22 protein-coding genes are annotated in these 20,857 nt (G+C 62.8%); 2 read left to right on the top strand and 20 right to left on the bottom strand.

Annotated elements, in window-relative coordinates; genetic code table 11:
* Positions 1–48: 48 nt before the first annotated feature.
* The 7 genes from IFT99_RS00565 to ccmA all read right to left on the bottom strand — a co-directional run bounded on the left by IFT99_RS00565 (position 49) and on the right by ccmA (position 5,462).
* Positions 49–585, bottom strand: coding sequence for a DsbE family thiol:disulfide interchange protein (locus IFT99_RS00565; RefSeq protein WP_192130047.1), 537 nt, complete (start codon positions 583–585; stop codon positions 49–51).
* Complete coding sequence (locus IFT99_RS00560) at positions 582–2,555, bottom strand: heme lyase CcmF/NrfE family subunit (protein ID WP_192130046.1); 1,974 nt, start codon at positions 2,553–2,555, stop codon at positions 582–584. Before IFT99_RS00560 ends, IFT99_RS00565 begins: the two co-directional genes overlap by 4 nt.
* A gap of 3 nt (positions 2,556–2,558) precedes the next feature.
* Positions 2,559–3,044: a cytochrome c maturation protein CcmE gene (gene ccmE / locus IFT99_RS00555; RefSeq protein WP_192130045.1), complete on the bottom strand. Its 486-nt coding sequence runs from the start codon at positions 3,042–3,044 to the stop codon at positions 2,559–2,561.
* The gene (ccmD, locus tag IFT99_RS00550; protein ID WP_065987324.1) at positions 3,041–3,217 is read right to left on the bottom strand and encodes a heme exporter protein CcmD; all 177 of its coding nucleotides are present in this window, start codon (positions 3,215–3,217) and stop codon (positions 3,041–3,043) included. The genes ccmE and ccmD overlap by 4 nt, the downstream gene beginning before the upstream one ends.
* Entirely contained in the window at positions 3,214–3,993 is a 780-nt protein-coding gene (locus IFT99_RS00545; protein WP_192130492.1) for a heme ABC transporter permease, read from the bottom strand. Before IFT99_RS00545 ends, ccmD begins: the two co-directional genes overlap by 4 nt.
* Positions 3,994–4,158: 165 nt before the next feature.
* Positions 4,159–4,830 carry a heme exporter protein CcmB gene (gene ccmB / locus IFT99_RS00540; protein ID WP_122536817.1) on the bottom strand — a complete coding sequence of 224 codons (672 nt, stop codon included), beginning with the start codon at positions 4,828–4,830 and terminating at the stop codon, positions 4,159–4,161.
* Positions 4,827–5,462 (bottom strand): cytochrome c biogenesis heme-transporting ATPase CcmA, encoded by a 636-nt coding sequence (ccmA, locus tag IFT99_RS00535; RefSeq protein ID WP_192130044.1) that lies wholly within the window; start codon positions 5,460–5,462, stop codon positions 4,827–4,829. Before ccmA ends, ccmB begins: the two co-directional genes overlap by 4 nt.
* 161 nt (positions 5,463–5,623) lie before the next feature.
* Between ccmA and fliK the strand changes: the two genes are divergently transcribed.
* Together fliK and IFT99_RS00525 are read left to right on the top strand one after the other, a co-directional pair.
* A complete protein-coding gene (fliK, locus tag IFT99_RS00530; RefSeq protein ID WP_192130043.1) occupies positions 5,624–7,252 on the top strand; it encodes a flagellar hook-length control protein FliK in 1,629 nt (542 codons plus the stop codon).
* The gene (locus IFT99_RS00525; RefSeq protein ID WP_065987321.1) at positions 7,252–7,572 is read left to right on the top strand and encodes an EscU/YscU/HrcU family type III secretion system export apparatus switch protein; all 321 of its coding nucleotides are present in this window, start codon (positions 7,252–7,254) and stop codon (positions 7,570–7,572) included. Before fliK ends, IFT99_RS00525 begins: the two co-directional genes overlap by 1 nt.
* A 264-nt stretch (positions 7,573–7,836) precedes the next feature.
* Here IFT99_RS00525 and IFT99_RS00520 read toward each other — a convergent pair whose 3' ends face one another.
* From IFT99_RS00520 to flhF, 13 genes are all read right to left on the bottom strand, one after another.
* Entirely contained in the window at positions 7,837–8,241 is a 405-nt protein-coding gene (locus tag IFT99_RS00520) for a DUF2802 domain-containing protein (protein ID WP_065987320.1), read from the bottom strand.
* Positions 8,242–8,721: a chemotaxis protein CheW gene (locus tag IFT99_RS00515; RefSeq protein WP_065987319.1), complete on the bottom strand. Its 480-nt coding sequence runs from the start codon at positions 8,719–8,721 to the stop codon at positions 8,242–8,244. It lies immediately after the preceding gene.
* Between the two features lie 84 nt (positions 8,722–8,805).
* Entirely contained in the window at positions 8,806–9,762 is a 957-nt protein-coding gene (locus IFT99_RS00510; protein WP_192130042.1) for a CheW domain-containing protein, read from the bottom strand.
* 113 nt (positions 9,763–9,875) lie between these two features.
* Positions 9,876–10,664: a ParA family protein gene (locus IFT99_RS00505; protein WP_065987317.1), complete on the bottom strand. Its 789-nt coding sequence runs from the start codon at positions 10,662–10,664 to the stop codon at positions 9,876–9,878.
* A gap of 37 nt (positions 10,665–10,701) precedes the next feature.
* Positions 10,702–11,583 carry a flagellar motor protein MotD gene (gene motD / locus IFT99_RS00500; RefSeq protein ID WP_065987316.1) on the bottom strand — a complete coding sequence of 294 codons (882 nt, stop codon included), beginning with the start codon at positions 11,581–11,583 and terminating at the stop codon, positions 10,702–10,704.
* A gap of 7 nt (positions 11,584–11,590) precedes the next feature.
* Entirely contained in the window at positions 11,591–12,331 is a 741-nt protein-coding gene (locus IFT99_RS00495; protein ID WP_065987315.1) for a flagellar motor protein, read from the bottom strand.
* The gene (locus tag IFT99_RS00490) at positions 12,331–13,503 is read right to left on the bottom strand and encodes a protein-glutamate methylesterase/protein-glutamine glutaminase (protein ID WP_192130041.1); all 1,173 of its coding nucleotides are present in this window, start codon (positions 13,501–13,503) and stop codon (positions 12,331–12,333) included. Before IFT99_RS00490 ends, IFT99_RS00495 begins: the two co-directional genes overlap by 1 nt.
* Positions 13,504–13,918: 415 nt before the next feature.
* Entirely contained in the window at positions 13,919–16,243 is a 2,325-nt protein-coding gene (locus IFT99_RS00485; protein WP_192130040.1) for a chemotaxis protein CheA, read from the bottom strand.
* 144 nt (positions 16,244–16,387) lie between these two features.
* Positions 16,388–17,176 (bottom strand): protein phosphatase CheZ, encoded by a 789-nt coding sequence (locus IFT99_RS00480; RefSeq protein WP_065987312.1) that lies wholly within the window; start codon positions 17,174–17,176, stop codon positions 16,388–16,390.
* 19 nt (positions 17,177–17,195) lie between these two features.
* Entirely contained in the window at positions 17,196–17,570 is a 375-nt protein-coding gene (locus tag IFT99_RS00475) for a chemotaxis response regulator CheY (RefSeq protein ID WP_172612850.1), read from the bottom strand.
* 243 nt (positions 17,571–17,813) lie between these two features.
* On the bottom strand, positions 17,814–18,557 hold the full coding sequence (gene fliA / locus IFT99_RS00470; RefSeq protein WP_065987311.1) for an RNA polymerase sigma factor FliA: 744 nt from the start codon (positions 18,555–18,557) through the stop codon (positions 17,814–17,816).
* Entirely contained in the window at positions 18,554–19,387 is an 834-nt protein-coding gene (gene fleN / locus IFT99_RS00465) for a flagellar synthesis regulator FleN (RefSeq protein ID WP_037011520.1), read from the bottom strand. The genes fliA and fleN overlap by 4 nt, the downstream gene beginning before the upstream one ends.
* A gap of 117 nt (positions 19,388–19,504) precedes the next feature.
* A complete protein-coding gene (gene flhF / locus IFT99_RS00460) occupies positions 19,505–20,848 on the bottom strand; it encodes a flagellar biosynthesis protein FlhF (protein ID WP_065987310.1) in 1,344 nt (447 codons plus the stop codon).
* Positions 20,849–20,857: the final 9 nt, after the last annotated feature.

Here is a 20,857-nt window from a genome sequence, read left to right as displayed (position 1 = left end):
AGCTTGCTCGCGAAGAGGCCCGACCAGCCGGCACATCATCGCGCCTGATCATGGCTTGCCCTCATCCACCAGCGCCTGATACTGGCCCGCCAGCTTCTCGCGCCAGACCGTCTCGTCGATCACGCCGACATGCTTGTAGCGAATGACACCCTTGGCATCGATCAAAAAGGTCTCCGGCGCGCCATACACACCGAGATTCAACCCCAGGCTGCCGGCCTCATCGTTGATGTTCAGCTGATACGGGTCGTGAAACGCCTTGAGCCACTTCTGCGCCTCGGCATTAACGTCCTTGTAGTTGACGCCATAGATCACCACGCCCTGCTGCGCCAGCTTGGTCAGCACCGGGTGCTCGACGCGGCAGGCCACGCACCAGGTGCCCCAGACGTTAACCAGTGCCGGTTTGCCAAGCAGGTCGGCGCGGGTCAGCGGCTTGCCGTCCTGCACCGCGGGCAAGCTGAACTCAGGGAAGGGTTTGCCGATCAGCGCCGACGGCAGTTCCGACGGATCCAGATACAAGCCTCGGTACAGCAACCCCGCCATGCCGAGAAACAACACCAGCGGCGCCAGCAACATCCAGCGCTTCATACCGCCGCTCCCGTCATGCCCAGCGCGTCGCGCACTTTCGCGCGGACTTTGACGCGATATCGTTTATCCAGCGCCGCCAGCACCCCGCCCAGCGCGGTGATCAACCCGCCAAACCAGATCCAGCGCACGAACGGCTTGACGTGGACACGCACCGCCCACGCGCCGTTTTCCAGCGGTTCGCCCAGCGCCACGTACAGATCGCGGGTGAAACCGGCGTCGATGCCGGCCTCGGTCATCATCGAACGCTGCACGGTGTACAGGCGTTTTTCCGGGTGCAGCACGGTGATTTCCTTGCCGTCTTCCAGCACGCGAAGGGTGCCGCGATCGGAGGTGAAATTCGGGCCCTGATAATGCTGAGCGCCCTCGAACACAAACGTGTAGCCGCCCAGGTCCACCGATTCTCCGGGGGCCATGCGGAGGTCGCGTTCGGCGCTGTTCTGGCTGGACAGCACCACGCCGAGCGCCAGCACCGCGATGCCGAGGTGCGCCACTTGCATGCCCCAGTAACTGCGGGTCAGCGAACGCATGCCTTTGAGCGGGCCTTTGTGCCGCGTCTTGTCGAACAGGTCGCGCACGCCGGCCAGCAGCACCCAGGCCGCGAGCAAACAGGTGGCAAGCACGGCCCAGTGGAAGTCGGCCATGGCGAAACCGGCGATCACCGCCAGCACCGCGCTGCCCACCAACACCGGTGCGAGCATGCCCATCAGCCACTTGACCGGCGTGTCCCTCCAGCGCACCAGCACGCCCACCGCCATGACCGCCATGAGCAACCCCATCAGCGGCACGAACAACGCGTTGAAATACGGCGGGCCGACCGACATCTTCGCCCCGCTCAGGGCATCCAGCACCAGCGGGTACAGGGTGCCGAGCAGAATCATGGACGCGGCCACCACCAGCACCAGGTTATTGCCCAGCAGCAAGGTTTCCCGCGACCACAGGCCAAAACCGACGTGGCTCTTCACCACTGGCGCGCGGAGAGCGAACAGGGTCAGTGAGCCGCCGACCACCATCAGCAGGAAGATCAGGATGAACACGCCACGGGCCGGGTCGGAGGCGAAGGCATGCACCGACGTCAGCACGCCGGAGCGCACCAGGAAGGTGCCCAGCAGGCTCAACGAAAACGCCGCAATGGCCAGGAGCACGGTCCAGCTCTTGAACACGCCGCGCTTTTCGGTGACCGCCAGGGAGTGAATCAGCGCCGTGCCCACCAGCCATGGCATGAACGAGGCGTTTTCCACCGGGTCCCAGAACCACCAGCCGCCCCAGCCCAATTCGTAATAGGCCCACCACGAACCCAGGGTGATGCCAACGCCGAGGAAGGCCCAGGCGACGATGGTCCACGGCCGCGACCACCGCGCCCACGCTGCATCAAGACGACCGCCAAGCAACGCGGCGATGGCGAAGGCAAACGCCACGGAAAAACCGACATAACCCATGTACAGCATCGGCGGGTGAACGATCAGGCCAATGTCTTGCAGCAACGGGTTGAGGTCGCGCCCGTCCTGGGGAATCTGCGGCAGGATGCGGCTGAACGGGTTGGAGGTGAGGATCAGAAACAGCAGAAAGCCAACGCTGATCATGCCCATCACGGCCAGGACACGGGCGAGCATGACCTGGGGCAATTGCCGGGAAAAGATCGACACGGCGAAGGTCCAGCCACCGAGGATCAGCGCCCAGAGCAGCAACGAGCCTTCGTGCGCCCCCCACACGGCGCTGAACTTGTAGTACCAGGGGAGCGCGCTGTTGGAGTTTTCGGCGACGTAGGCCACGGAAAAGTCATCAACCATGAACGCGTGGGTCAGGCAGCCAAAGGCAAACACCAGAAAGGCAAACTGCCCCCATGCGGCGGGCTGGGCGAGGCTCATCCACAGGCGGTCGCCGCGCCAGGCGCCCATCAGCGGCACGACGGCCTGCACGATGGCGAAGCACAGGGCCAAAATCATGGCCAGATGGCCGAGTTCGGGAATCATGATTTACCCCTGTTTGTCCGGGAGAGCGGCGGGCGTGGCGGCGGGCGTGGCGGCGGGCGCGGGCTGGCCGCTGTCTTTCAGCGCTTTCGCGACTTCCGGCGGCATGTATTTCTCGTCGTGTTTGGCCAGCACTTCATCGGCGACCACTACGCCATCGCCATTGAGCTTGCCGAGTGCAACGATGCCCTGCCCTTCGCGGAACAGATCCGGGAGGATGCCGCGATAGGTGATGGGGACCGACTTGTTGAAATCGGTGACAACGAAGCTGACGTCTAGGGAATCCGAGGAGCGCTGCAGCGAGCCCTGCACGACCATGCCGCCGGCGCGAATCCGCGTGTCACGGGGCGCTTCGCCGCTGGCGATCTGAGTCGGGGTGTAGAACAGGTTGATGTTTTCCTTCAGCGCGCTGAGTGCAAGGCTGACCGCGATGCCGACCCCGGCGAGGATCGCCAGGATGATCAACAGGCGCTTTTTTCGCAGCGGATTCACGTAATGCTCTCCCGGCGCAGACGGCGCGCCTCTTGTTGCAGGTAACGCCGACGCGCGAAAACCGGTGCCAGGACATTGATCGCCAGCACGGTGAAACAGATACCATAGGCCGACCAGACATACAGCCCGTGCTTGCCCATGGCGAGAAAATCACTGAAAGACTCGAAGCTCATCGTTCGGCTCCGTGGCGAGGGGACGCGGTGTGGCCAAGGTGCTTCGCTACGGCCTCTTTGACCCAACCGGCGCGGGCCTCGCGTTTGAGCACGTCCAGGCGCATGCGCATCAGCAGCACCGCCCCGAAGAAGCAGTAAAACCCCAGCACGGTGAACAGCAGGGGCAGCCACATTTCAGCGGGCATGGCGGGCTTTTCCGTCAGGCTGAAGGTCGCGCCTTGGTGCAGGGTGCTCCACCACTCCACCGAGTACTTGATGATCGGAATGTTGATCACGCCGACAATGGCCAGCACGGCGCAGGCCTTGGCGGCGCTGTCGCGGTTTGTAATGGCGTTGCCCAGCGCGATCAGGCCGAAGTACAGAAACAGCAGAATCAGCATCGACGTCAGCCGCGCGTCCCAGACCCACCACGAACCCCACGTCGGCTTGCCCCAGATCGCGCCGGTCACCAGCGCCAGGGCGGTCATCCACGCACCGATGGGCGCCGCGCATTGCAGGGCGACGTCGGCCATCTTCATCTTCCAGACCAGCCCGACCACGCCGCACACCGCCATCATCACGTAGCAGGACTGGGCCAGCATCGCCGCCGGCACGTGGATATAGATAATGCGAAAACTGTTGCCTTGCTGATAGTCCGGGGGCGCGAACGCCAGGCCCCAGACCACGCCAATGCCGATCAACAGCGCCGCAGCGATGCTCAGCCACGGCAGCAGACGGCCGCTGATGCCGTAAAACCATTTGGGCGAACCGAGCTTGTGGAACCAGGCCCAACTCATGCCGCCTTTAGCCTTGGCGCTTGTGTTCATCACGCTGCCTTTTCATCACGGTGCTCTTTATAACGGTGCGTCTCAGCACGAGTTGCTGTCAGGGCAAGGCGCTTCTTATGGCTGAAGCGTCCGTGACCTGCCGACGGAAAAACTGTCCGCTCGGTCAGGGTGCGATTATTCGCCAACGCTGATCTTCAAACCAGCGGCAATTGCAAAGGGCGTCAGGGTTACCGCCAGTGCGGTGAGGCTGCCAAGCCAAAGCAGATAACCGGTCGCGGGCATGCCCTCAAGGGCAGCCTGCAAGGCGCCGCTGCCGAGAATCAGCACCGGGATGTACAGCGGCAGAATCAACAGCGCCAACAGCAGACCGCCGCGCTTGAGCCCTACCGTCAAGGCCGCGCCCACCGCGCCAAGCAGGCTCAACACCGGTGTGCCCAGCAACAGCGACAGCAGCAACACCGGCAAACACGCGGTGGGCAGGCCGAGCATCAGTGCCAGCAGCGGGGACAGCAGAACCAGTGCCAGCCCGGAAAACGCCCAGTGCGCCAGCACCTTCGCCAGCACCAGCAGCGCCAGCGGTTGCGACGACAGCACCCATTGTTCGAGGGAGCCGTCTTCGAAATCACTGCGGAACAGGCCGTCCAGTGACAGCAGCACGGACAACAGCGCGGCCACCCACACCAACCCCGGCGACAGCCGCTGCAGCAGTTGCGTGTCAGGGCCGACGGCCAGGGGAAACAGGGCGATGACGATGGCGAAGAACACCAGCGGGTTGAGCAGTTCGGCCGGGCGCCGAAACAGCAGGCGCGCTTCGCGGGCGATCAACAGGGTGAACACGTGACTCATGCCGCCCACTGCCCCAGGTCCAGCTCGCGATAACCAGAGGGGGTGCGACTCAGCGTGTGGTGAGTGGTCAGGACCACGGCGCCGCCCTTTTCACAGTGAGCGGCCAGGTGCGCTTCCAGTTGGGCGACACCCTGCTTGTCCAGCGCCGTGAAGGGCTCGTCAAGCATCCACAGGCCGGGGCCCGGCAAATACAGGCGGGCCAGTGCCACCCGACGGCGCTGGCCGGCCGACAAGGTATGGCACGGCACGTCTTCAAACCCGCGCAGGCCGACCGCTTCGAGGGCGCGCCAGATCTCGGCGGCCGCCACGGGGGTGTGCAGTGCGCAGAGCCAGGCGAGGTTCTCCAGGGGTGTGAGCACGTCTTTGATGCCGGCGGCGTGGCCGATCCACAGCAGGTGGCGGGTCAGTTCGCTACGCTGGCTGGCAAGGGGCTTGCCGTCGAGGAGCACATCGCCGGCGGTGGGCTGCATCAGTCCGCACAACAGGCGCAGCAGGCTGGTCTTGCCGCTGCCGTTGGGGCCGCTGATCTGCACCATGTCGCCCGCGCTCAGCCGCAATTCGAGATGCTCGAACAGCAGGCGCCAGTCACGCTCGCAAGTCAGCGCCACGGCTTCAAGAACGGGGATCGGCATCGGGACCTTCTTTTCGGTAGCAGCGGCACGGCGGTTCAAGTCGGGATCATGACGGCCGTTATACTGGTGCAGCTTAACGGTGGACCGCCGACGCAGTCGGTGCCGGATTATACATACCCGGGCCCGCCACCCAGAGCGCAAATTCACCGAGTCGGGATCTGATGACAGGCGATATACCCAATCTTTCTCCAGTAAACGTGGCCACGGCCTTGCTGCGCGCAGGTGTGCCGGCGGGCGAAGTGCTCAAGCTGATGGAGCCGCGCGAAGGGCTGTTGTCCTCAGGTCAGGTGGCCAGCGCTGAAGTGGTGAGCCTCAAGCAACTGGGGCAGGACTTTCAGCTCTTGCTCAAACTGACCATGGACAACGGCCGGCAAACCACCCTGCCCGTCAGCAGTTCGCTGCCGCTGACGCCGGGCACCAGCGTCAACGTCGCCCAGGGCTCGGCCGACACCCTGACCATCAGCGTGCAGGACCTGCAGAAAGCCGCCACCAACAGCCTGACCAGCATCGACACGCGGCAACTGCCCGCTGGCACGCTGCTGCAAGGCAAAGTGCTGACCACTCAGGTGGCGGCGCAGAATGTCGCGCAGTTGGCGGGGCAATCCCCCGGGCAATCGTCGGGCGGGGCGCAGCCGGCGAATTACCGCTCCATCGTCATCCTGCTCAACACGGCCCTGGCCGGCACCAGCCTGACCGTCGACAGCCCGCAGCCGTTGCGGGTCGGCAGTCTGCTCAGCGCCCAGGTGCAGAACAGTCAGGCGCTGAATTTCGTCGCCCTGCCCAATCGTCTGGATGAACTGGCCCTGGCGCAGCAGTTGTCGACACAACAAAGCCGGCAGGGCTCGCTGCAGGGCCTGATCACCGCCCTGCAGAACCTGCCGCCACCGGCCGATGGCGACAACCTTTCGCCGTCACTGCGGGCCAGCATCGAGCAACTGTTGGCCGATCTGCCGGACGTCCCGCAGATGACCACTGCCAAGGGCGTGGCCCAGGCGCTGAATGCCAGCGGCCTGTTCATGGAACCGCGTTTGCTGGCCGGGCAGAACCCGACGCTGGTGCCGGACATGAAAGCCAACCTGCTGCGCCTGATCACGCAAATTCTGCCGGGCCTGCCGGACAGCGTCAGTTACAGCGCTGCCGCCGCCGGCAACACCCTGGCGCGGGCGATGCCCAGCGTGTTGCGCAGCGCCTTCGGCACCTTGGGGCTGGTGGCGCCGCCGAGCGAAACGATCAACTTCCCATTACCACCGCGCACCCTCGGCCATCCGGAAAGCAAAGACGATCTGGAGATGCTGTTGAAACTGGCGGCGGGGGCGATATCGCGGCTGCAGAGCCATCAGTTGGGTGGCCTGGAGCAAACCCGGACCCATGCCGACGGCACCCAGGTGACCACCTGGCAGCTGGAGATCCCGATGCGCAACGCCCACGACATCGTGCCGTTGCAGGTCAAGGTTCAGCGCGAGGAGACGCCCGAGCGCGATGAGCATGCCGATACGCCGGCGCAGGAAGCCAGGGAGCGAGAAAAACTCTGGCGGCTGGAGTTGGCGTTTGATCTGGAGCCTCTCGGCCCGTTGCACGTGCAGGCGCAACTGATTGCCGGCAGCATCGCCAGCCAGTTATGGGCTGAACGCGAAGGCAGCGCCGAGTTGATTTCCAGCGAGCTGGGCAATCTGCGTGCGCGCCTGGTGGCATGCGGTCTGAACGTCAAGGAACTGGAATGCAATCGCGGCGTACCGCCCCAGGGGCCACGCGCCGTGCTCGAACAACGCTGGATCGACGAGAACGCCTGATGAGCAGACCCGAGCAGACACCGCGTCAGGCCATTGCCCTCAGCTACGACGGCCACCAGGCCCCGACGCTGACGGCCAAGGGCGACGACACCCTGGCGGAAGCCATTCTGGCGATTGCCAGGGAGTACAAGGTGCCGATCTACGAAAACGCCGAACTGGTGAAAATGCTCGCCCGCCTGGAACTGGGCGACAGCATTCCTCAGGAGCTGTACCTGACCATCGCTGAAATCATCGCGTTTGCCTGGCACTTGAAAGGCAAGTTTCCGGTGGGCTTTGACCCGAATGCAGGGCCGGTGGAGCGGGATATCACGCCGCGTTGAGGCTGCATATCCCTTGAACGGGCCCCTTCCCGGCTAAAGCCGGTCCCACTAAAAACCGCGTACCCAGCAGGACCGGCTTCAGCCGGGAAGGCGTCAGCCGCATCACCACAAAAAATGGCACCGCGCGCGTCCGGTAGGACCGGCTTCAGCCGGGAAGGCGTCAGCCGCAGCACCACAAGAAATGGCATCGCGCGCATCTGGTAGGACCGGCTTCAGCCGGGAAGGCGTCAGCCGCAGCACCCGGAACTCGCGGTTTCCCGCCATTCAGGCGCCCCGATTACCGCCATGCATCTTGGTCATCAGCTGCGCTTCGGCCTGGGTCAGGCCGCAGGATTGGGTGAGCTCGTCGATGCTGGCGCCCATCCCGACCAGGCGGGCGGCCTGGGCGAAGGACAGCGTGGAAGGATCGCGCTGCTCGAGGGCAGTGATCTTGTCCGGCAGCAGCGCGATGATGGAACGCAACTCGTGCAGTTCCTCACCCATTTTCACCGTGCCACCCTGGTAATTTTCCAGGCGCCGGGCCAGCTCACGGATGCGCTGATCACGCAGCGAATCCGCTTCCAGCTGCTGCACGGCCAGCGTGCGCAAGCGTTTGGTGTGGGCCATGAACATCGCGACGCTCGCGACCCACAACACCGCCAGAAAAATGACCGCTACATCAAGAATCAATCAGATGTTCTCCAGCTCGGACCACTCTTCCTCGGACATCATCTTGTCCAGTTCCACGAGGATCAGCAGTTCGCCGTTCTTGTTGCACACGCCCTGGATGAATTTGGCGGATTCGTCGTTGCCCACGTTCGGCGCGGTTTCGACTTCCGACTGACGCAGGTAAACCACTTCAGCCACGCTATCGACCAGGATCCCGACCACTTGCTTGTCGGCCTCGATGATCACGATACGCGTGTTGTCGCTGACTTCAACCGGCGGCAGACCAAAGCGCTGACGGGTGTCGATGACAGTGACGACGTTGCCGCGCAGGTTGATGATCCCCAGCACGTAGCTTGGCGCGCCCGGGACCGGTGCGATCTCGGTGTAGCGCAGCACTTCCTGAACCTGCATCACGTTGATGCCATACGACTCATTGTCCAGGCGGAAGGTGACCCATTGCAGAATCGGATCTTCGGAACCCTGTGCTGACGACTTCTTCATACCCCTAACCCCTTGCGTGTTGTGCCGTGCGGTCGACGATTCGTACGCCGGCCTGTGTTTATGTGATGTGCGTGATGACTGATGCTATTTGCGCGTGTGCATGTGCTTGACCGCGCCACTGGCGATCAGCTCGGCCAGCTCGGAAACGTCCAGCAGCGCACACATGTGCTCGATCACCGTCCCGGCAAGCCAGGGCCGCTGACCACGGTGGGTGCGCCATTTGATTTCATTGGGGTCCAGGCGCAACGAGCGGCTGACCTGGTGCACGGCCAGCCCCCATTCATAGCCCTGAACCGAGATCACGTATTGCAGGCCCTGACGGAAATCGTCGCGGTACCGGTCCGGCATGATCCAGCGCGCGGTGTCCAATACCTTCAGGTTGCCCGCCTGGCTGGGCAGGATCCCGAGGAACCAGTCCGGCTGGCCGAACAGCGGCGTCAGATCATGGCCCGCCAGTGGGTAAATCGAACCCAGACACACCAGCGGCACCGCGAGGGTCAGACCGGCGACGTCGAACAGCAGGCATTCGAACGGCTCGGCAGCCCAGGCCGGGCGCTCATCGCCGGTGGGCGGAGGCGTCGGTGTGCGCTGGGCAGACAGATGCACGTCAACCACCGGCTCGACCAGGGCCACCGGTGGTTCTTCCACCACCCGGGCCTCAAGGGCCGGGCTCTCAACGGCAGGCTCGACCTCCGGCATGATGACCGGCGGCAGAATCACCGGTGGCATCACCACCGGCCGTTCCATCACCCGCGCGGCGACCGGTTCAGGCTGAGCCGTATAGGCCAGCGACACCGGCGCAGGCCGGCTCATCGGAGCAGGCTGGGACGCAGGAAGCGCAGGGGGCAACGCGGCAGCCACAGCCGCCGCTACCGCGGAACGCATGCGTGCGTCATGGGCCTGCTCTTCGAGCACGGCCGCTTGAAATTCATCGACGGACTCGACGACCTGCAACTCCTCGGTCGCGTCAAACAGCAACGCGTCAAGGTAGTTCTGCAGCGCCAGTTGTGGTCGTGTAGCGATGTCCAGGGGGCGGTTCATACGGGAGCCCGAAAAGTAGTGATGCGATTGCCGCCTGAAACAGATATCGGCTGCATAGCCGATGGACTTGAGCGTGCAGACGCGCCGCTCGACAAATAATGATCAGCGGACACTCAGGCCACCTGCCCGACAAGCTGTTCGGTGAGCATGTGTTTGAGCAACGCGCGGTAGGCCAGCACGCCACGGCTCTTGTTGTCGAACTGCGAAGGCGTCACGCCGGCGCGGCTGGCATCGCGCAACCGCGTGTCCACCGGAATGAACGCATTCCAGACGTGGTCCGGATAACTGTCACGCAGCAGCTTGAGGGTGCTCATCGACGCCTGGGTGCGGCGGTCGAACAGCGTCGGGACGATGGTGTACGGCAGCGGCACCTTGCGCGAACGATTAATCATCGCCAGCGTATTGACCATGCGCTCCAGGCCCTTCACCGCCAGGAATTCAGTCTGCACCGGGATCGCCAGTTGCTGGCTCGCCGCCAGGGCGTTGACCATCAACACGCCGAGCAACGGCGGGCTGTCGATGATCGCGTAATCGAAGTCCTGCCACAGCTGCGCCAGACTCTTGGCAATCACCAGCCCCAGGCCGCTCTGCCCCGGCGACTGGCGTTCGAGGGTGGCCAGCGCGGTGCTCGACGGCAGCAGGGAAATACGTTTGTCACTGGTCGGCAGCAGCAACTGGCCAGGCAAGCCTTCAGGCACCACGCCCTTGTTGAGGAACAGGTCGAAGCTGCTGTGTTCCAGCGTATCGGGGTCTTGACCGAAATAGCTGGTCATCGAGCCATGGGGATCGAGATCCACCACGACCACGCGCTTGCCCGCCTCTGCCAGCAAGCCGGCTAAAGCGATGGAGGTGGTGGTCTTGCCGACCCCGCCTTTCTGATTGGCTACTGCCCAGACTCTCATGTACTCGTTTTCCCCCCGACCAAAGCGACGACCGGGTTTAAGGGGCAGATGACGAAGATTTGACGCCTTGCGGCGGCTTGGCCGGGACCGGTGCAGTTTGTGTGCCAGCACGGCGCAGCGCAGCATCCGGTTTTGCATTGGCCGTGGTGCCCGAGCCTGTGAGGCTGCGGCGCACGTCCAGGTTGCGCGAGATCACCAGCACCACGCGGCGGTTGCGCGCGCGGCCGTCAGCGGTGGCGTTGGAGGTCAGCGGCTGAAATTCGCCGTAACCGACCGAGGCCAGCCGCGCCGGGTTGATCCCGTCCATGGCCAGCATGCGCACGATGCTCGATGAACGCGCCGACGACAGCTCCCAGTTGGTCGGGAACTGCCCGGTGTTGATCGGCTGGTTATCGGTGAATCCTTCGACGTGTACAGGGTTGTCGAACGGCTTGATGATTTTCGCGACCTTGTCGATCAGGTCGAACGCCTGATTGCTCGGCATCGCGTCGCCGCTGCCGAACAGCAGGCTGGAATTGAGCTCGATCTCGATCCACAGCTCGTTGCCACGCACGGTCATCTGCTTGGAAGCGATCAGGTCACCGAACGCCGCGTTGACGTCATCGGCAATCGATTTCAGCGGGTCGTCCGCAGCCTGACCCAGGGCGGCGTCGGTCTGGTCGCTGTCCTGAACCAGCGGGTCGGCGGGTCGTACGGTCTGCGGTTTCTGCTCGCCAATGGGGATCGGCCTGACACTGCGCTCAGGCTCATTGAAGACCCCGACCAGCGCCTCGGACAGCACCTTGTATTTGCCTTCGTTCAGCGACGAGATGGAATACATGACCACGAAAAAAGCGAACAGCAAGGTGATGAAGTCCGCGTAGGACACCAGCCAGCGTTCGTGATTTTCGTGCTCTTCGTGGCGACGTCGGCGGGCCATCAGTCCATCACTCCATGAAGCCTTGCAGCTTCAGTTCGATCGAGCGCGGGTTCTCGCCTTCGGCAATCGAGAGCAGGCCTTCGAGGAGCATTTCGCGGTAGCGCGACTGGCGGATCGCCACGGCCTTGAGCTTGTTCGCTACTGGCAGAAGAAACAGGTTTGCGGACGCTACGCCATAAATGGTGGCAATAAACGCGACAGCGATACCGCTGCCCAGTTGATTGGGGTCGGCCAGGTTGCCCATCACATGGATCAGGCCCATGACGGCGCCGATGATGCCTATCGTGGGCGCATAGCCGCCCATGCTTTCGTAGACCTTCGCGGCCTGAATGTCGCGGCTTTCCTGGGTGATGAAGTCCACTTCCAGAATGCCGCGAATGGCCGCCGGTTCAGCGCCGTCGACCAGCAGTTGCAGGCCTTTGCGTGAATAGGCATCGGGCTCAGAGTCCGCCACGGCTTCGAGGCCCAGCAGGCCCTCTTTGCGCGCAGTGAGGCTCCAGGACACGACGCGATCAATGCCGCCGGCCAGGTCGATGCGTGGCGGAAACAGAATCCAGATGAAGATCTGCATCGCCCGTTTGAACGCGCTCATGGGCGTCTGCACCAGGCAGGCCGCCAGCGTACCGCCAAGCACGATCAGCGCGGCCGGGCCGTTGAGCAAGGCGCCCAGATGCCCGCCTTCCAGGAAGTTGCCGCCAATGATCGCGACGAACGCCAGGATGATCCCTATCAGCGTCAAGACATCCATCAGCTGCAGGCCTCCACCAGGTGGCGCCCGATGTCGTCGAGGCTGTAAACGGCGTCGGCCAGTTCGGCTTTGACGATCGCCATGGGCATGCCGTAGATCACGCAGCTGGCTTCGTCCTGCGCCCAGATCTGGCTGCCGCTCTGCTTGAGCAGACGGGCGCCTTCACGGCCGTCAGCGCCCATCCCGGTGAGGACGACGGCGAGGACTTTGTCACTGTAGGACTTCGCCGCCGAGCCGAAGGTGATGTCGACGCACGGCTTGTAGTTCAGGCGCTCGTCGCCCGGCAGGATTTTCACCGCGCCGCGACCGTCGACCATCATCTGTTTGCCACCCGGGGCCAGCAGTGCCAGACCGGGACGCAGGAGGTCGCCGTCCTCGGCTTCCTTGACGCTGATGCGGCAGAGCTTGTCGAGGCGCTCGGCGAAGGCTTTGGTGAACGCGGCCGGCATGTGCTGGATCAGCACGATGGGCGCCGGGAAGTTGGCCGGCAGTTGGGTCAGCACCCGCTGCAAGGCCACCGGGCCACCGGTGGACGTGCCGATCGCGACCAGTTTGTAGGCTTTGCGCTTGGGCGCAGCCGACGTCGGCGCGTGGTGATGGGACGCCGGTGCATGATGCTGCGGCGCTGGCGCGGCTGTACGTGCAGGCGCAGGGGCTGGCGCCGAACGTGACGGGCTCGGTGCGGCAGACGTGCTGCGCGGTGCCGGCGTTGAGGCGGAAGGTACCGCTGCCGGCGTTGCGGCAGGCGTGCTGGTGTAACCACCGAAACGACGGTTGCTGCGGGAAATGCTGTGTACTTTCTCGCACAGCATCTGTTTGACCTTCTCTGGGTTGCGCGAGATGTCTTCGAAGTTTTTCGGCAGGAAATCCACGGCGCCAGCGTCCAGCGCATCGAGGGTGACTCGGGCGCCTTCGTGGGTCAGGGAGGAGAACATCAACACCGGGGTCGGGCAGCGCTGCATGATGTGACGGACCGCGGTAATGCCATCCATCATCGGCATTTCGTAGTCCATGGTGATCACGTCAGGCTTGAGGGCCAGGGCTTGTTCAATGGCTTCCTTGCCATTGGTGGCGGTACCGACCACCTGAATCGTGGGATCTGAAGAGAGAATTTCCGAAACACGACGTCGGAAAAAACCCGAGTCGTCCACGACGAGAACCTTGACTGCCATAAACACTCCAAAGAGCGCGCGCCACCCCTGAGGGTCGGCGCGCCCTGAATCACGTAGCTTGGGTCACATTGGCGATACGGGACAGGCCAGTGAGACCGGTTTTCGCGCTTAAAACAGGACCGGGTCTATTTGTAGGACCGGCTTTAGCCGGGAAAGCGTGAGATGTCACACCGCAAAATCCATGGTGTCCATACCGGCCCTTTCCCTTAGTAGGACCGGCTTCAGCCGGGAACGCGTCGGATGTCACACCGCGCAATCCAGAGTGTCCATACCGGCCCTTTCCCGGCTGAAGCCGGTCCTACACAAGAAGGCGTCGGGTTTCACACCACAAAATCGAGGGAGTTCACCCTGCCCTCTTCCCGGCTGAAGCCGGTCCTACAGAACATCGAAAGCCGCCTGCTTAAGCCGATCCTGCCTAACCAATCCGTCGTGCCGCGTAGCGCTTGAGCATGCTCGGGACATCGAGAATCAGTGCGATGCGACCGTCACCGGTGATGGTGGCGCCCGACATGCCCGGCGTACCTTGCAGCATCTTGCCCAGCGGCTTGATGACCACTTCTTCCTGGCCGACCAACTGATCCACCACGAAGCCGATGCGTTGCGTGCCGACCGACAGGATCACCACGTGACCTTCGCGCTGCTCCTCGTGAGCCGCCGAACTGACCAGCCAGCGCTTGAGGTAGAACAGTGGCAGCGCCTTGTCGCGGACGATGACCACCTCCTGACCGTCGACGACGTTGGTGGTCGACAGGTCCAGGTGGAAGATCTCGTTGACGTTGACCAGCGGGAACGCGAAGGCCTGATTGCCCAGCATGACCATCAGCGTCGGCATGATCGCCAGGGTCAGCGGGACCTTGATGACGATCTTCGAGCCCAGGCCCTTGGTCGAATGGATGTTGATCGAGCCGTTGAGCTGGGAGATCTTGGTTTTCACCACGTCCATGCCCACGCCACGCCCGGACACATCGGAAATCTCGGTCTTGGTCGAGAAGCCCGGTGCGAAGATCAGGTTGTAGCAGTCGGTGTCGCTGAGGCGATCCGCTGCGTCCTTGTCCATCACGCCACGCTTGACCGCGATCGCACGCAGGACCGCAGGGTCCATGCCTTTGCCGTCATCGGAAATCGACAGCAGGATGTGATCGCCTTCCTGTTCGGCCGAGAGAATCACACGACCGTTCCGGGCCTTGCCCGACGCCTCGCGCTCTTCAGGCGACTCGATACCGTGGTCGACCGCGTTGCGCACCAAGTGGACCAGCGGGTCGGCCAGGGCTTCGACGAGGTTTTTGTCCAGGTCGGTTTCTTCACCCACCAGTTCAAGGCTGATTTCTTTCTTCAACTGACGCGCCAGATCGCGAACCAGTCGCGGGAAGCGACCGAACACTTTCTTGATCGGCTGCATGCGGGTCTTCATGACCGCGGTCTGCAGGTCAGCAGTCACCACGTCCAGATTGGACACGGCCTTGGACATGGCTTCATCGGCGCTGTTGGCGCCCAGGCGCACCAGGCGGTTACGCACCAGCACCAGTTCACCGACCATGTTCATGATTTCGTCCAGCCGCGCGGTGTCGACGCGCACGGTGGTTTCGGCTTCAGCCGGCGGTTTTTCGCTGGCCGCCGGAGCAGCAGCACGCGCCGGAGCAGGCGCAGAGGCAGGCGTCGCTTTGGCCGGTGCCGCCGCAGCAGGCGTCGGTTTGGCAGGTTCGGCTTTTGCGACGGGCTCAGGCTTGTTGGCCGGTGCCGCGGCGGCCACCGCAGGTTCGAACTTGCCTTTGCCGTGCAACTGGTCCAGCAGGTCTTCGAATTCGTTGTCGGTGATTTCGTCCGAGGCCGCCGCTTTCGACGGGGCCGCAGGTGCAACCGGCGCGGCAGGCGCAGCGGCAGCAGGAGCAGCATGAGCCGCGGCGTCAGGAGCAGCAGTACCAACGGCATCCGGCGAGAACGAGCCTTTGCCATGCAACTGATCCAGCAGCGACTCAAATTCGTCGTCAGTGATTTCGTCACTGGCCGGTGCGGCAGACGGCGTCACGGCCGCCGGCGGTTGCACGGCATCGACGGCGAACTGGCCTTTGCCATGCAACTGATCGAGGAGTGATTCGAATTCAGCGTCGGTGATTTCATCGCTGGCCGCAGCGCCGGCCGGTGCAGCGGGAGCCGCTGCCGCCGGTGCTGCCGCGACAGGTGCGGCTGCCGCAGGGGCAGAGGCAACCGGTGCAGGACCGCCCGCCGCTTGCGCCTTGACGGCGTTCAGCGAATCCAGAAGCTGTTCGAATTCAAGGTCGGTGATGTCTTCGGACGGCGCTTCAGCCACCGGCTCTTCGACCACCGGGGCTGCAGCCACTTCCTCTTGCGAAGCAGGCTCGGCCAGGCGAGCCAGCGCGGCCAGCAATTCAGGTGTGGCGGGGGTAACGCTGGAGCGCTCGCGCACTTGACCGAACATGCTGTTGACGGTGTCGAGTGCTTCAAGGACCACGTCCATGAGCTCCGAGTCGACGCGGCGTTCACCCTTGCGCAGGATGTCGAACACGTTCTCGGCGATGTGACAGCATTCAACCAGCTCGTTGAGCTGGAGGAAGCCGGCGCCCCCTTTTACAGTGTGAAAACCGCGAAAAATTGCATTGAGCAGGTCCGCATCGTCCGGCCGGCTTTCCAGCTCGACCAACTGCTCTGACAACAGCTCGAGAATCTCGCCGGCCTCTACCAGAAAATCCTGAAGGATTTCTTCATCGGCGCCGAAGCTCATTGGGGGGTGCTCCTAAAATTAACCGTCAAACCGATCCGGAGGCTGCACTGACGGCCTGCGCGCATTGCTTTCGTCGAAGCATTGGCGCGCGGGTCCAGCAGCCACTTTCACAGAAAACCTGAAGACCGAGACAGAATGACCGAATCAGAATCCGAGGCTGGATAGCAGATCGTCAACATCATCCTGTCCGGATACAACGTCTTCACGTTTATCGGCATGAATCTGCGGACCTTCACCCTTGGAGTGAAGTTTTTCTTGTTCTTTTTGCTGACGGAACATTTCCTGGTCGTGCTCGATGCCCGCGAAGCGGTCCACCTGGCTCGCCATGAGCACCAGCTTGAGCAGATTGCGCTCGACTTCGGTGACCAGCGTGGTCACGCGCTTGATCACCTGACCGGTGAGGTCCTGGTAATCCTGAGCGAGCAGAATGTCGTTCAGGTGCGCGGAGACTTCGGTGGTCTCTTTCTCGCTGCGGGTCAGGAACACATCGACGCGGCGGGCCAGATCACGGAACTCTTCGGCGCTGATTTCGCGGCGCATGAAGCGTCCCCAATCGGCGCTCAACGCCTTGGCGTCGTCACTGAGCCCGTGCATCAACGGCGTGCTCTGCTCCACCAGGTCCATGGTCCGGTTGGCCGCGTTTTCGGTCAGCCTGACCACGTACGACAGCCGCTCGGTGGCGTCGGTGATCTGGGAGACCTCCTCGGCCTGGGGCATGTTCGGGTCGATCTGGAAGTTGACGATCGCGCTGTGCAGCTCGCGCGTCAGTTTGCCGACTTCCTGATACAGGCCGCGGTCGCGGGTCTGGTTAAGCTCATGGATCAGTTGCACGGCGTCGCCGAACTTGCCTTTTTCAAGGCTCGCGACCAGCTCTTGTGCGTGTTTCTTCAGGGTTGACTCAAAGTCACCCATTGTCGAATCTTTGGAATCCATAGCGCCCTCGCAGCGGACATCAGCTATTGACGCGCTCAAATATTTTTTCGATTTTTTCTTTGAGCACTTGCGCGGTGAACGGCTTCACCACGTAGCCGTTCACACCGGCCTGAGCGGCTTCGATGATCTGCTCGCGCTTGGCTTCGGCAGTCACCATCAGCACCGGCAGACTGCGCAGACGCTCGTCGGCACGCACCTGACGCAACAGGTCGATGCCGGACATGCCCGGCATGTTCCAGTCAGTGACGAGGAAGTCAAAAGCGCCGCTTTGCAGCATGGGCAATGCGGTGAGTCCGTCATCTGCTTCGGCCGTGTTGGTGAACCCAAGGTCACGCAACAGGTTTTTTATGATCCGCCGCATCGTTGAGAAGTCATCAACGATGAGGATTTTCATGTTCTTGTCCAATTCGACCTCCAAGCAGTCTTTAACGCGTTCAGCACCTGAACGCGCGTCCAATCAATACCGTCTGTGCCGAACATGAAAAGGGGTTTCAATCGACCGGAACGAGCGCAGCGAAACCGGATCATCTACGACCCGGTTCGACCGACTCCTGCCGTGTCTCTTTTGCTTCCCGCTCACGTCTTGCACAGCCGGTCTTACAAGCAAAACACGCAGGCCTCATGGCCTGCGCCTGATTCACGAACGTGCGCGCCACTCGCCAAGACGACCGCGCAGCCGCGCCGCGCATTGACTGTGCAGCTGGCTGACACGCGATTCGCTGACCCCCAGGACCTCACCGATTTCCTTGAGGTTCAGCTCTTCGTCGTAGTACAGCGACAAGACCAGGCGTTCACGTTCGGGCAAGTTGGCGATCGCCTCGGCCAGCGCGGCCTGGAAGCGCTCGTCTTCCAGATCCCGCGACGGTTCGAGGGACTGGCTCGCGCCGTCCTCGTGCAGCCCTTCGTGTTCGCCGTCCTGCAACAGGTCGTCGAAACTGAACAGGCGGCTGCCCAGGGTATCGTTCAAAATCCCGTAGTAATCGTCGAGACTCAATTCAAGTTCGGCAGCAACCTCGTGATCTTTAGCGTCACGGCCGGTTTTTGCTTCGATTGCACGAATCGCGTCGCTGACCATGCGCGTGTTGCGGTGGACCGAGCGCGGTGCCCAGTCCCCCTTGCGCACTTCGTCGAGCATCGCGCCACGGATACGAATACCCGCGTACGTCTCGAAACTGGCCCCTTTGGTGGAGTCGTATTTGGTCGAGACTTCGAGCAAGCCAATCATGCCCGCCTGAATCAAATCCTCGACCTGCACACTGGCCGGCAGACGCGCCAGCAAGTGGTAGGCGATTCGTTTGACCAGCGGTGCATAACGCTCGATCAGCTCATACTGGGAGTCTTTGGACGATTTGCTGTACATGCGATAGCCACTTGCTGTCATGAGACGGGCCCTGCGCTGGTGTGATGCACGAGGCGTTCTACGAAAAATTCCAGGTGACCGCGCGGGTTCGCCGGCAGCGGCCAGGTGTCGACTTTCTGCGCGATGGCCTTGAACGCCAGGGCACATTTGGAACGCGGAAACGCTTCGTACACGGCGCGCTGTTTCTGCACGGCCTTGCGTACGCATTCGTCGTACGGCACGGCGCCTACATACTGCAGGGCCACGTCGAGAAAACGGTCGGTGACTTTCGTCAGCTTGGCGAAGAGGTTGCGCCCTTCCTGCGGGCTCTGGGCCATGTTGGCCAGGACGCGGAAGCGGTTCATGCCGTAATCGCGGTTGAGCAGTTTGATCAGGGCGTAGGCGTCGGTGATCGACGTGGGCTCGTCGCACACCACCAGCAGCACTTCCTGGGCGGCGCGGACAAAGCTCACGACCGACTCGCCGATGCCGGCGGCCGTATCAATGACCAGCACATCGAGGTTGTCGCCGATGTCACTGAAAGCCTGAATCAGCCCGGCATGCTGCGCCGGGGTCAGGTGGACCATGCTCTGGGTGCCCGATGCCGCCGGCACGATGCGTACGCCGCCCGGGCCCTGCAGCAGGACATCGCGCAGCTCGCACCGCCCTTCGATGACATCAGCCAGGGTGCGCTTGGGGGTCAGACCCAACAATACGTCGACGTTGGCCAGACCCAGATCGGCGTCCAGCAGCATGACGCGACGTCCCAGCTCGGCCAGCGCCAGTGAAAGATTCACTGAAACGTTGGTCTTGCCTACGCCACCTTTGCCACCGGTCACCGCGATAACCTGTACGGGATGCATGCTGCCCATGTTAATTGTTTACCTTGTCTTGCTTAGACCTAAGCCACATGTCGGGCTGCACGTTCAGTGCCTGAACAATGCCTGGCAGACCATCGATGCAGGAAAATTCCACTGTCATTTCTCTACCTAGCCCGCACGCTTGCCGGTGCTGTGATAAAGATCCGCAAACATATCCGCCATCGCTTCCTCGCTAGGCTCCTCCTGCATCTGCACACTCACAGCCCGGCTCACCAATTGGTGCCGACGCGGCAAATGCAGATCATCCGGTATCCGTGGGCCATCCGTGAGATAGGCCACAGGCAGTTCGTGTGTCACGGCCAGGCTGAGCACTTCGCCGAGGCTGGCCGTTTCGTCGAGCTTGGTCAGGATGCACCCGGCCAGGCCGCAACGTTTGTAACTGTGATAAGCCGCTGACAGCACCTGCTTCTGGCTGGTTGTTGCCAGCACCAGGTAGTTGCGCGCCTTGATGCCACGGCCGGCGAGGGTTTCCAGTTGCAGACGCAGTGCCGGATCGCTGGCTTGCAGGCCGGCGGTGTCGATCAACACCACGCGCTTGCGCAACAGCGGCTCCAGCGCCTGTGCCAGGGACTGGCCCGGGTCGACGTGGGTGACCGGTACATTGAGGATCCGGCCCAGGGTTTTAAGCTGTTCCTGAGCGCCAATGCGGAAACTGTCCATGCTCACCAGCGCGATATTTTGCGCGCCGTATTTCAACACATATCGGGCCGCCAGTTTAGCCAGCGTGGTGGTTTTACCCATGCCGGCAGGGCCGACCATGGCAATCACACCGCCCTCTTCCAGCGGCTCGATGTCCGGCGTGGCAATCATGCGGGCCAGATGGGCCAGCAGCATGCGCCAGGTGTGAGCCTGATCACCGGATTCCGGGACCATCGCCAACAGATCGCGGGACAGTGGGCCGGAGAGGCCGACACGCTGCAGACGGCGCCACAGGTTGGCCTGCTGCGGACGGCTGCCTTGCAGCTGGTTCCAGGCCAGCGAGCCCAGCTGGACTTCCAGCAGTTCGCGCAGGCCGTTCAATTCGGAGCGCATCGCTTCGTAGGCACGGTCGCCGACGGCAGGCTCGGCGTTGCGTTCGGCACGCTCGGCGGCAACAGCGGCGTGGACCGACGGGCGAAACGGTTCTTCCAGGGTCGGTTCGATCTGCTTGCTGTCATCCATCGCCAGACCGACGAACAACTGGCGATTGGCGACAGTGTCCAGCTCGCTGCGGTGGGTCAGCTCCGCCTGAGCGGTGACGATGCGCGACTGAGTCTTGCGCAGCTCTTCTTCGAGTTCGATGTTCGGCACACGGGGGGCCAGCGCAGACAACTTGTAGTCCAGGGCCGCGGTCAGTTCCACGCCGCCGGCGATCCGCCGGTTCCCGATGATGGCGGCTTCAGCGCCCAGCTCATCGCGAACCAGTTTCATGGCTTGTCGCATATCGGCGGCGAAAAAACGCTTAACTTGCATGACTCACTA

It is taken from the genome of Pseudomonas sp. CFBP 8772 (assembly GCF_014841665.1).
Classification (GTDB): domain Bacteria; phylum Pseudomonadota; class Gammaproteobacteria; order Pseudomonadales; family Pseudomonadaceae; genus Aquipseudomonas; species Aquipseudomonas graminis_B.
Note: the sequence above shows the minus strand (reverse complement) of the source record. Positions and strands in the feature narration are given on the sequence as shown.

Excerpts from the sequence above, each read along its gene's own strand:
- ccmB (WP_122536817.1), bottom strand. The coding sequence starts at position 4,830 with ATGAGTCACGTGTTCACCCTGTTGATCGCCCGCGAAGCGCGCCTGCTG.
- fliA (WP_065987311.1), bottom strand. The coding sequence starts at position 18,557 with ATGACAGCAAGTGGCTATCGCATGTACAGCAAATCGTCCAAAGACTCC.
- ccmD (WP_065987324.1), bottom strand. The coding sequence starts at position 3,217 with ATGAGCTTCGAGTCTTTCAGTGATTTTCTCGCCATGGGCAAGCACGGG.
- motD (WP_065987316.1), bottom strand. The coding sequence starts at position 11,583 with ATGGCCCGCCGACGTCGCCACGAAGAGCACGAAAATCACGAACGCTGG.
- IFT99_RS00515 (WP_065987319.1), bottom strand. The coding sequence starts at position 8,721 with ATGAAGAAGTCGTCAGCACAGGGTTCCGAAGATCCGATTCTGCAATGG.
- IFT99_RS00490 (WP_192130041.1), bottom strand. The coding sequence starts at position 13,503 with ATGGCAGTCAAGGTTCTCGTCGTGGACGACTCGGGTTTTTTCCGACGT.
- IFT99_RS00525 (WP_065987321.1), top strand. The coding sequence starts at position 7,252 with ATGAGCAGACCCGAGCAGACACCGCGTCAGGCCATTGCCCTCAGCTAC.
- IFT99_RS00505 (WP_065987317.1), bottom strand. The coding sequence starts at position 10,664 with ATGAGAGTCTGGGCAGTAGCCAATCAGAAAGGCGGGGTCGGCAAGACC.
- fleN (WP_037011520.1), bottom strand. The coding sequence starts at position 19,387 with ATGGGCAGCATGCATCCCGTACAGGTTATCGCGGTGACCGGTGGCAAA.
- ccmA (WP_192130044.1), bottom strand. The coding sequence starts at position 5,462 with ATGCCGATCCCCGTTCTTGAAGCCGTGGCGCTGACTTGCGAGCGTGAC.
- IFT99_RS00560 (WP_192130046.1), bottom strand. The coding sequence starts at position 2,555 with ATGATTCCCGAACTCGGCCATCTGGCCATGATTTTGGCCCTGTGCTTC.
- IFT99_RS00495 (WP_065987315.1), bottom strand. The coding sequence starts at position 12,331 with ATGGATGTCTTGACGCTGATAGGGATCATCCTGGCGTTCGTCGCGATC.
- flhF (WP_065987310.1), bottom strand. The coding sequence starts at position 20,848 with ATGCAAGTTAAGCGTTTTTTCGCCGCCGATATGCGACAAGCCATGAAA.
- IFT99_RS00480 (WP_065987312.1), bottom strand. The coding sequence starts at position 17,176 with ATGGATTCCAAAGATTCGACAATGGGTGACTTTGAGTCAACCCTGAAG.
- IFT99_RS00565 (WP_192130047.1), bottom strand. The coding sequence starts at position 585 with ATGAAGCGCTGGATGTTGCTGGCGCCGCTGGTGTTGTTTCTCGGCATG.
- IFT99_RS00475 (WP_172612850.1), bottom strand. The coding sequence starts at position 17,570 with ATGAAAATCCTCATCGTTGATGACTTCTCAACGATGCGGCGGATCATA.
- fliK (WP_192130043.1), top strand. The coding sequence starts at position 5,624 with ATGACAGGCGATATACCCAATCTTTCTCCAGTAAACGTGGCCACGGCC.
- IFT99_RS00545 (WP_192130492.1), bottom strand. The coding sequence starts at position 3,993 with ATGAGTTGGGCCTGGTTCCACAAGCTCGGTTCGCCCAAATGGTTTTAC.
- IFT99_RS00510 (WP_192130042.1), bottom strand. The coding sequence starts at position 9,762 with ATGAACCGCCCCCTGGACATCGCTACACGACCACAACTGGCGCTGCAG.
- IFT99_RS00485 (WP_192130040.1), bottom strand. The coding sequence starts at position 16,243 with ATGAGCTTCGGCGCCGATGAAGAAATCCTTCAGGATTTTCTGGTAGAG.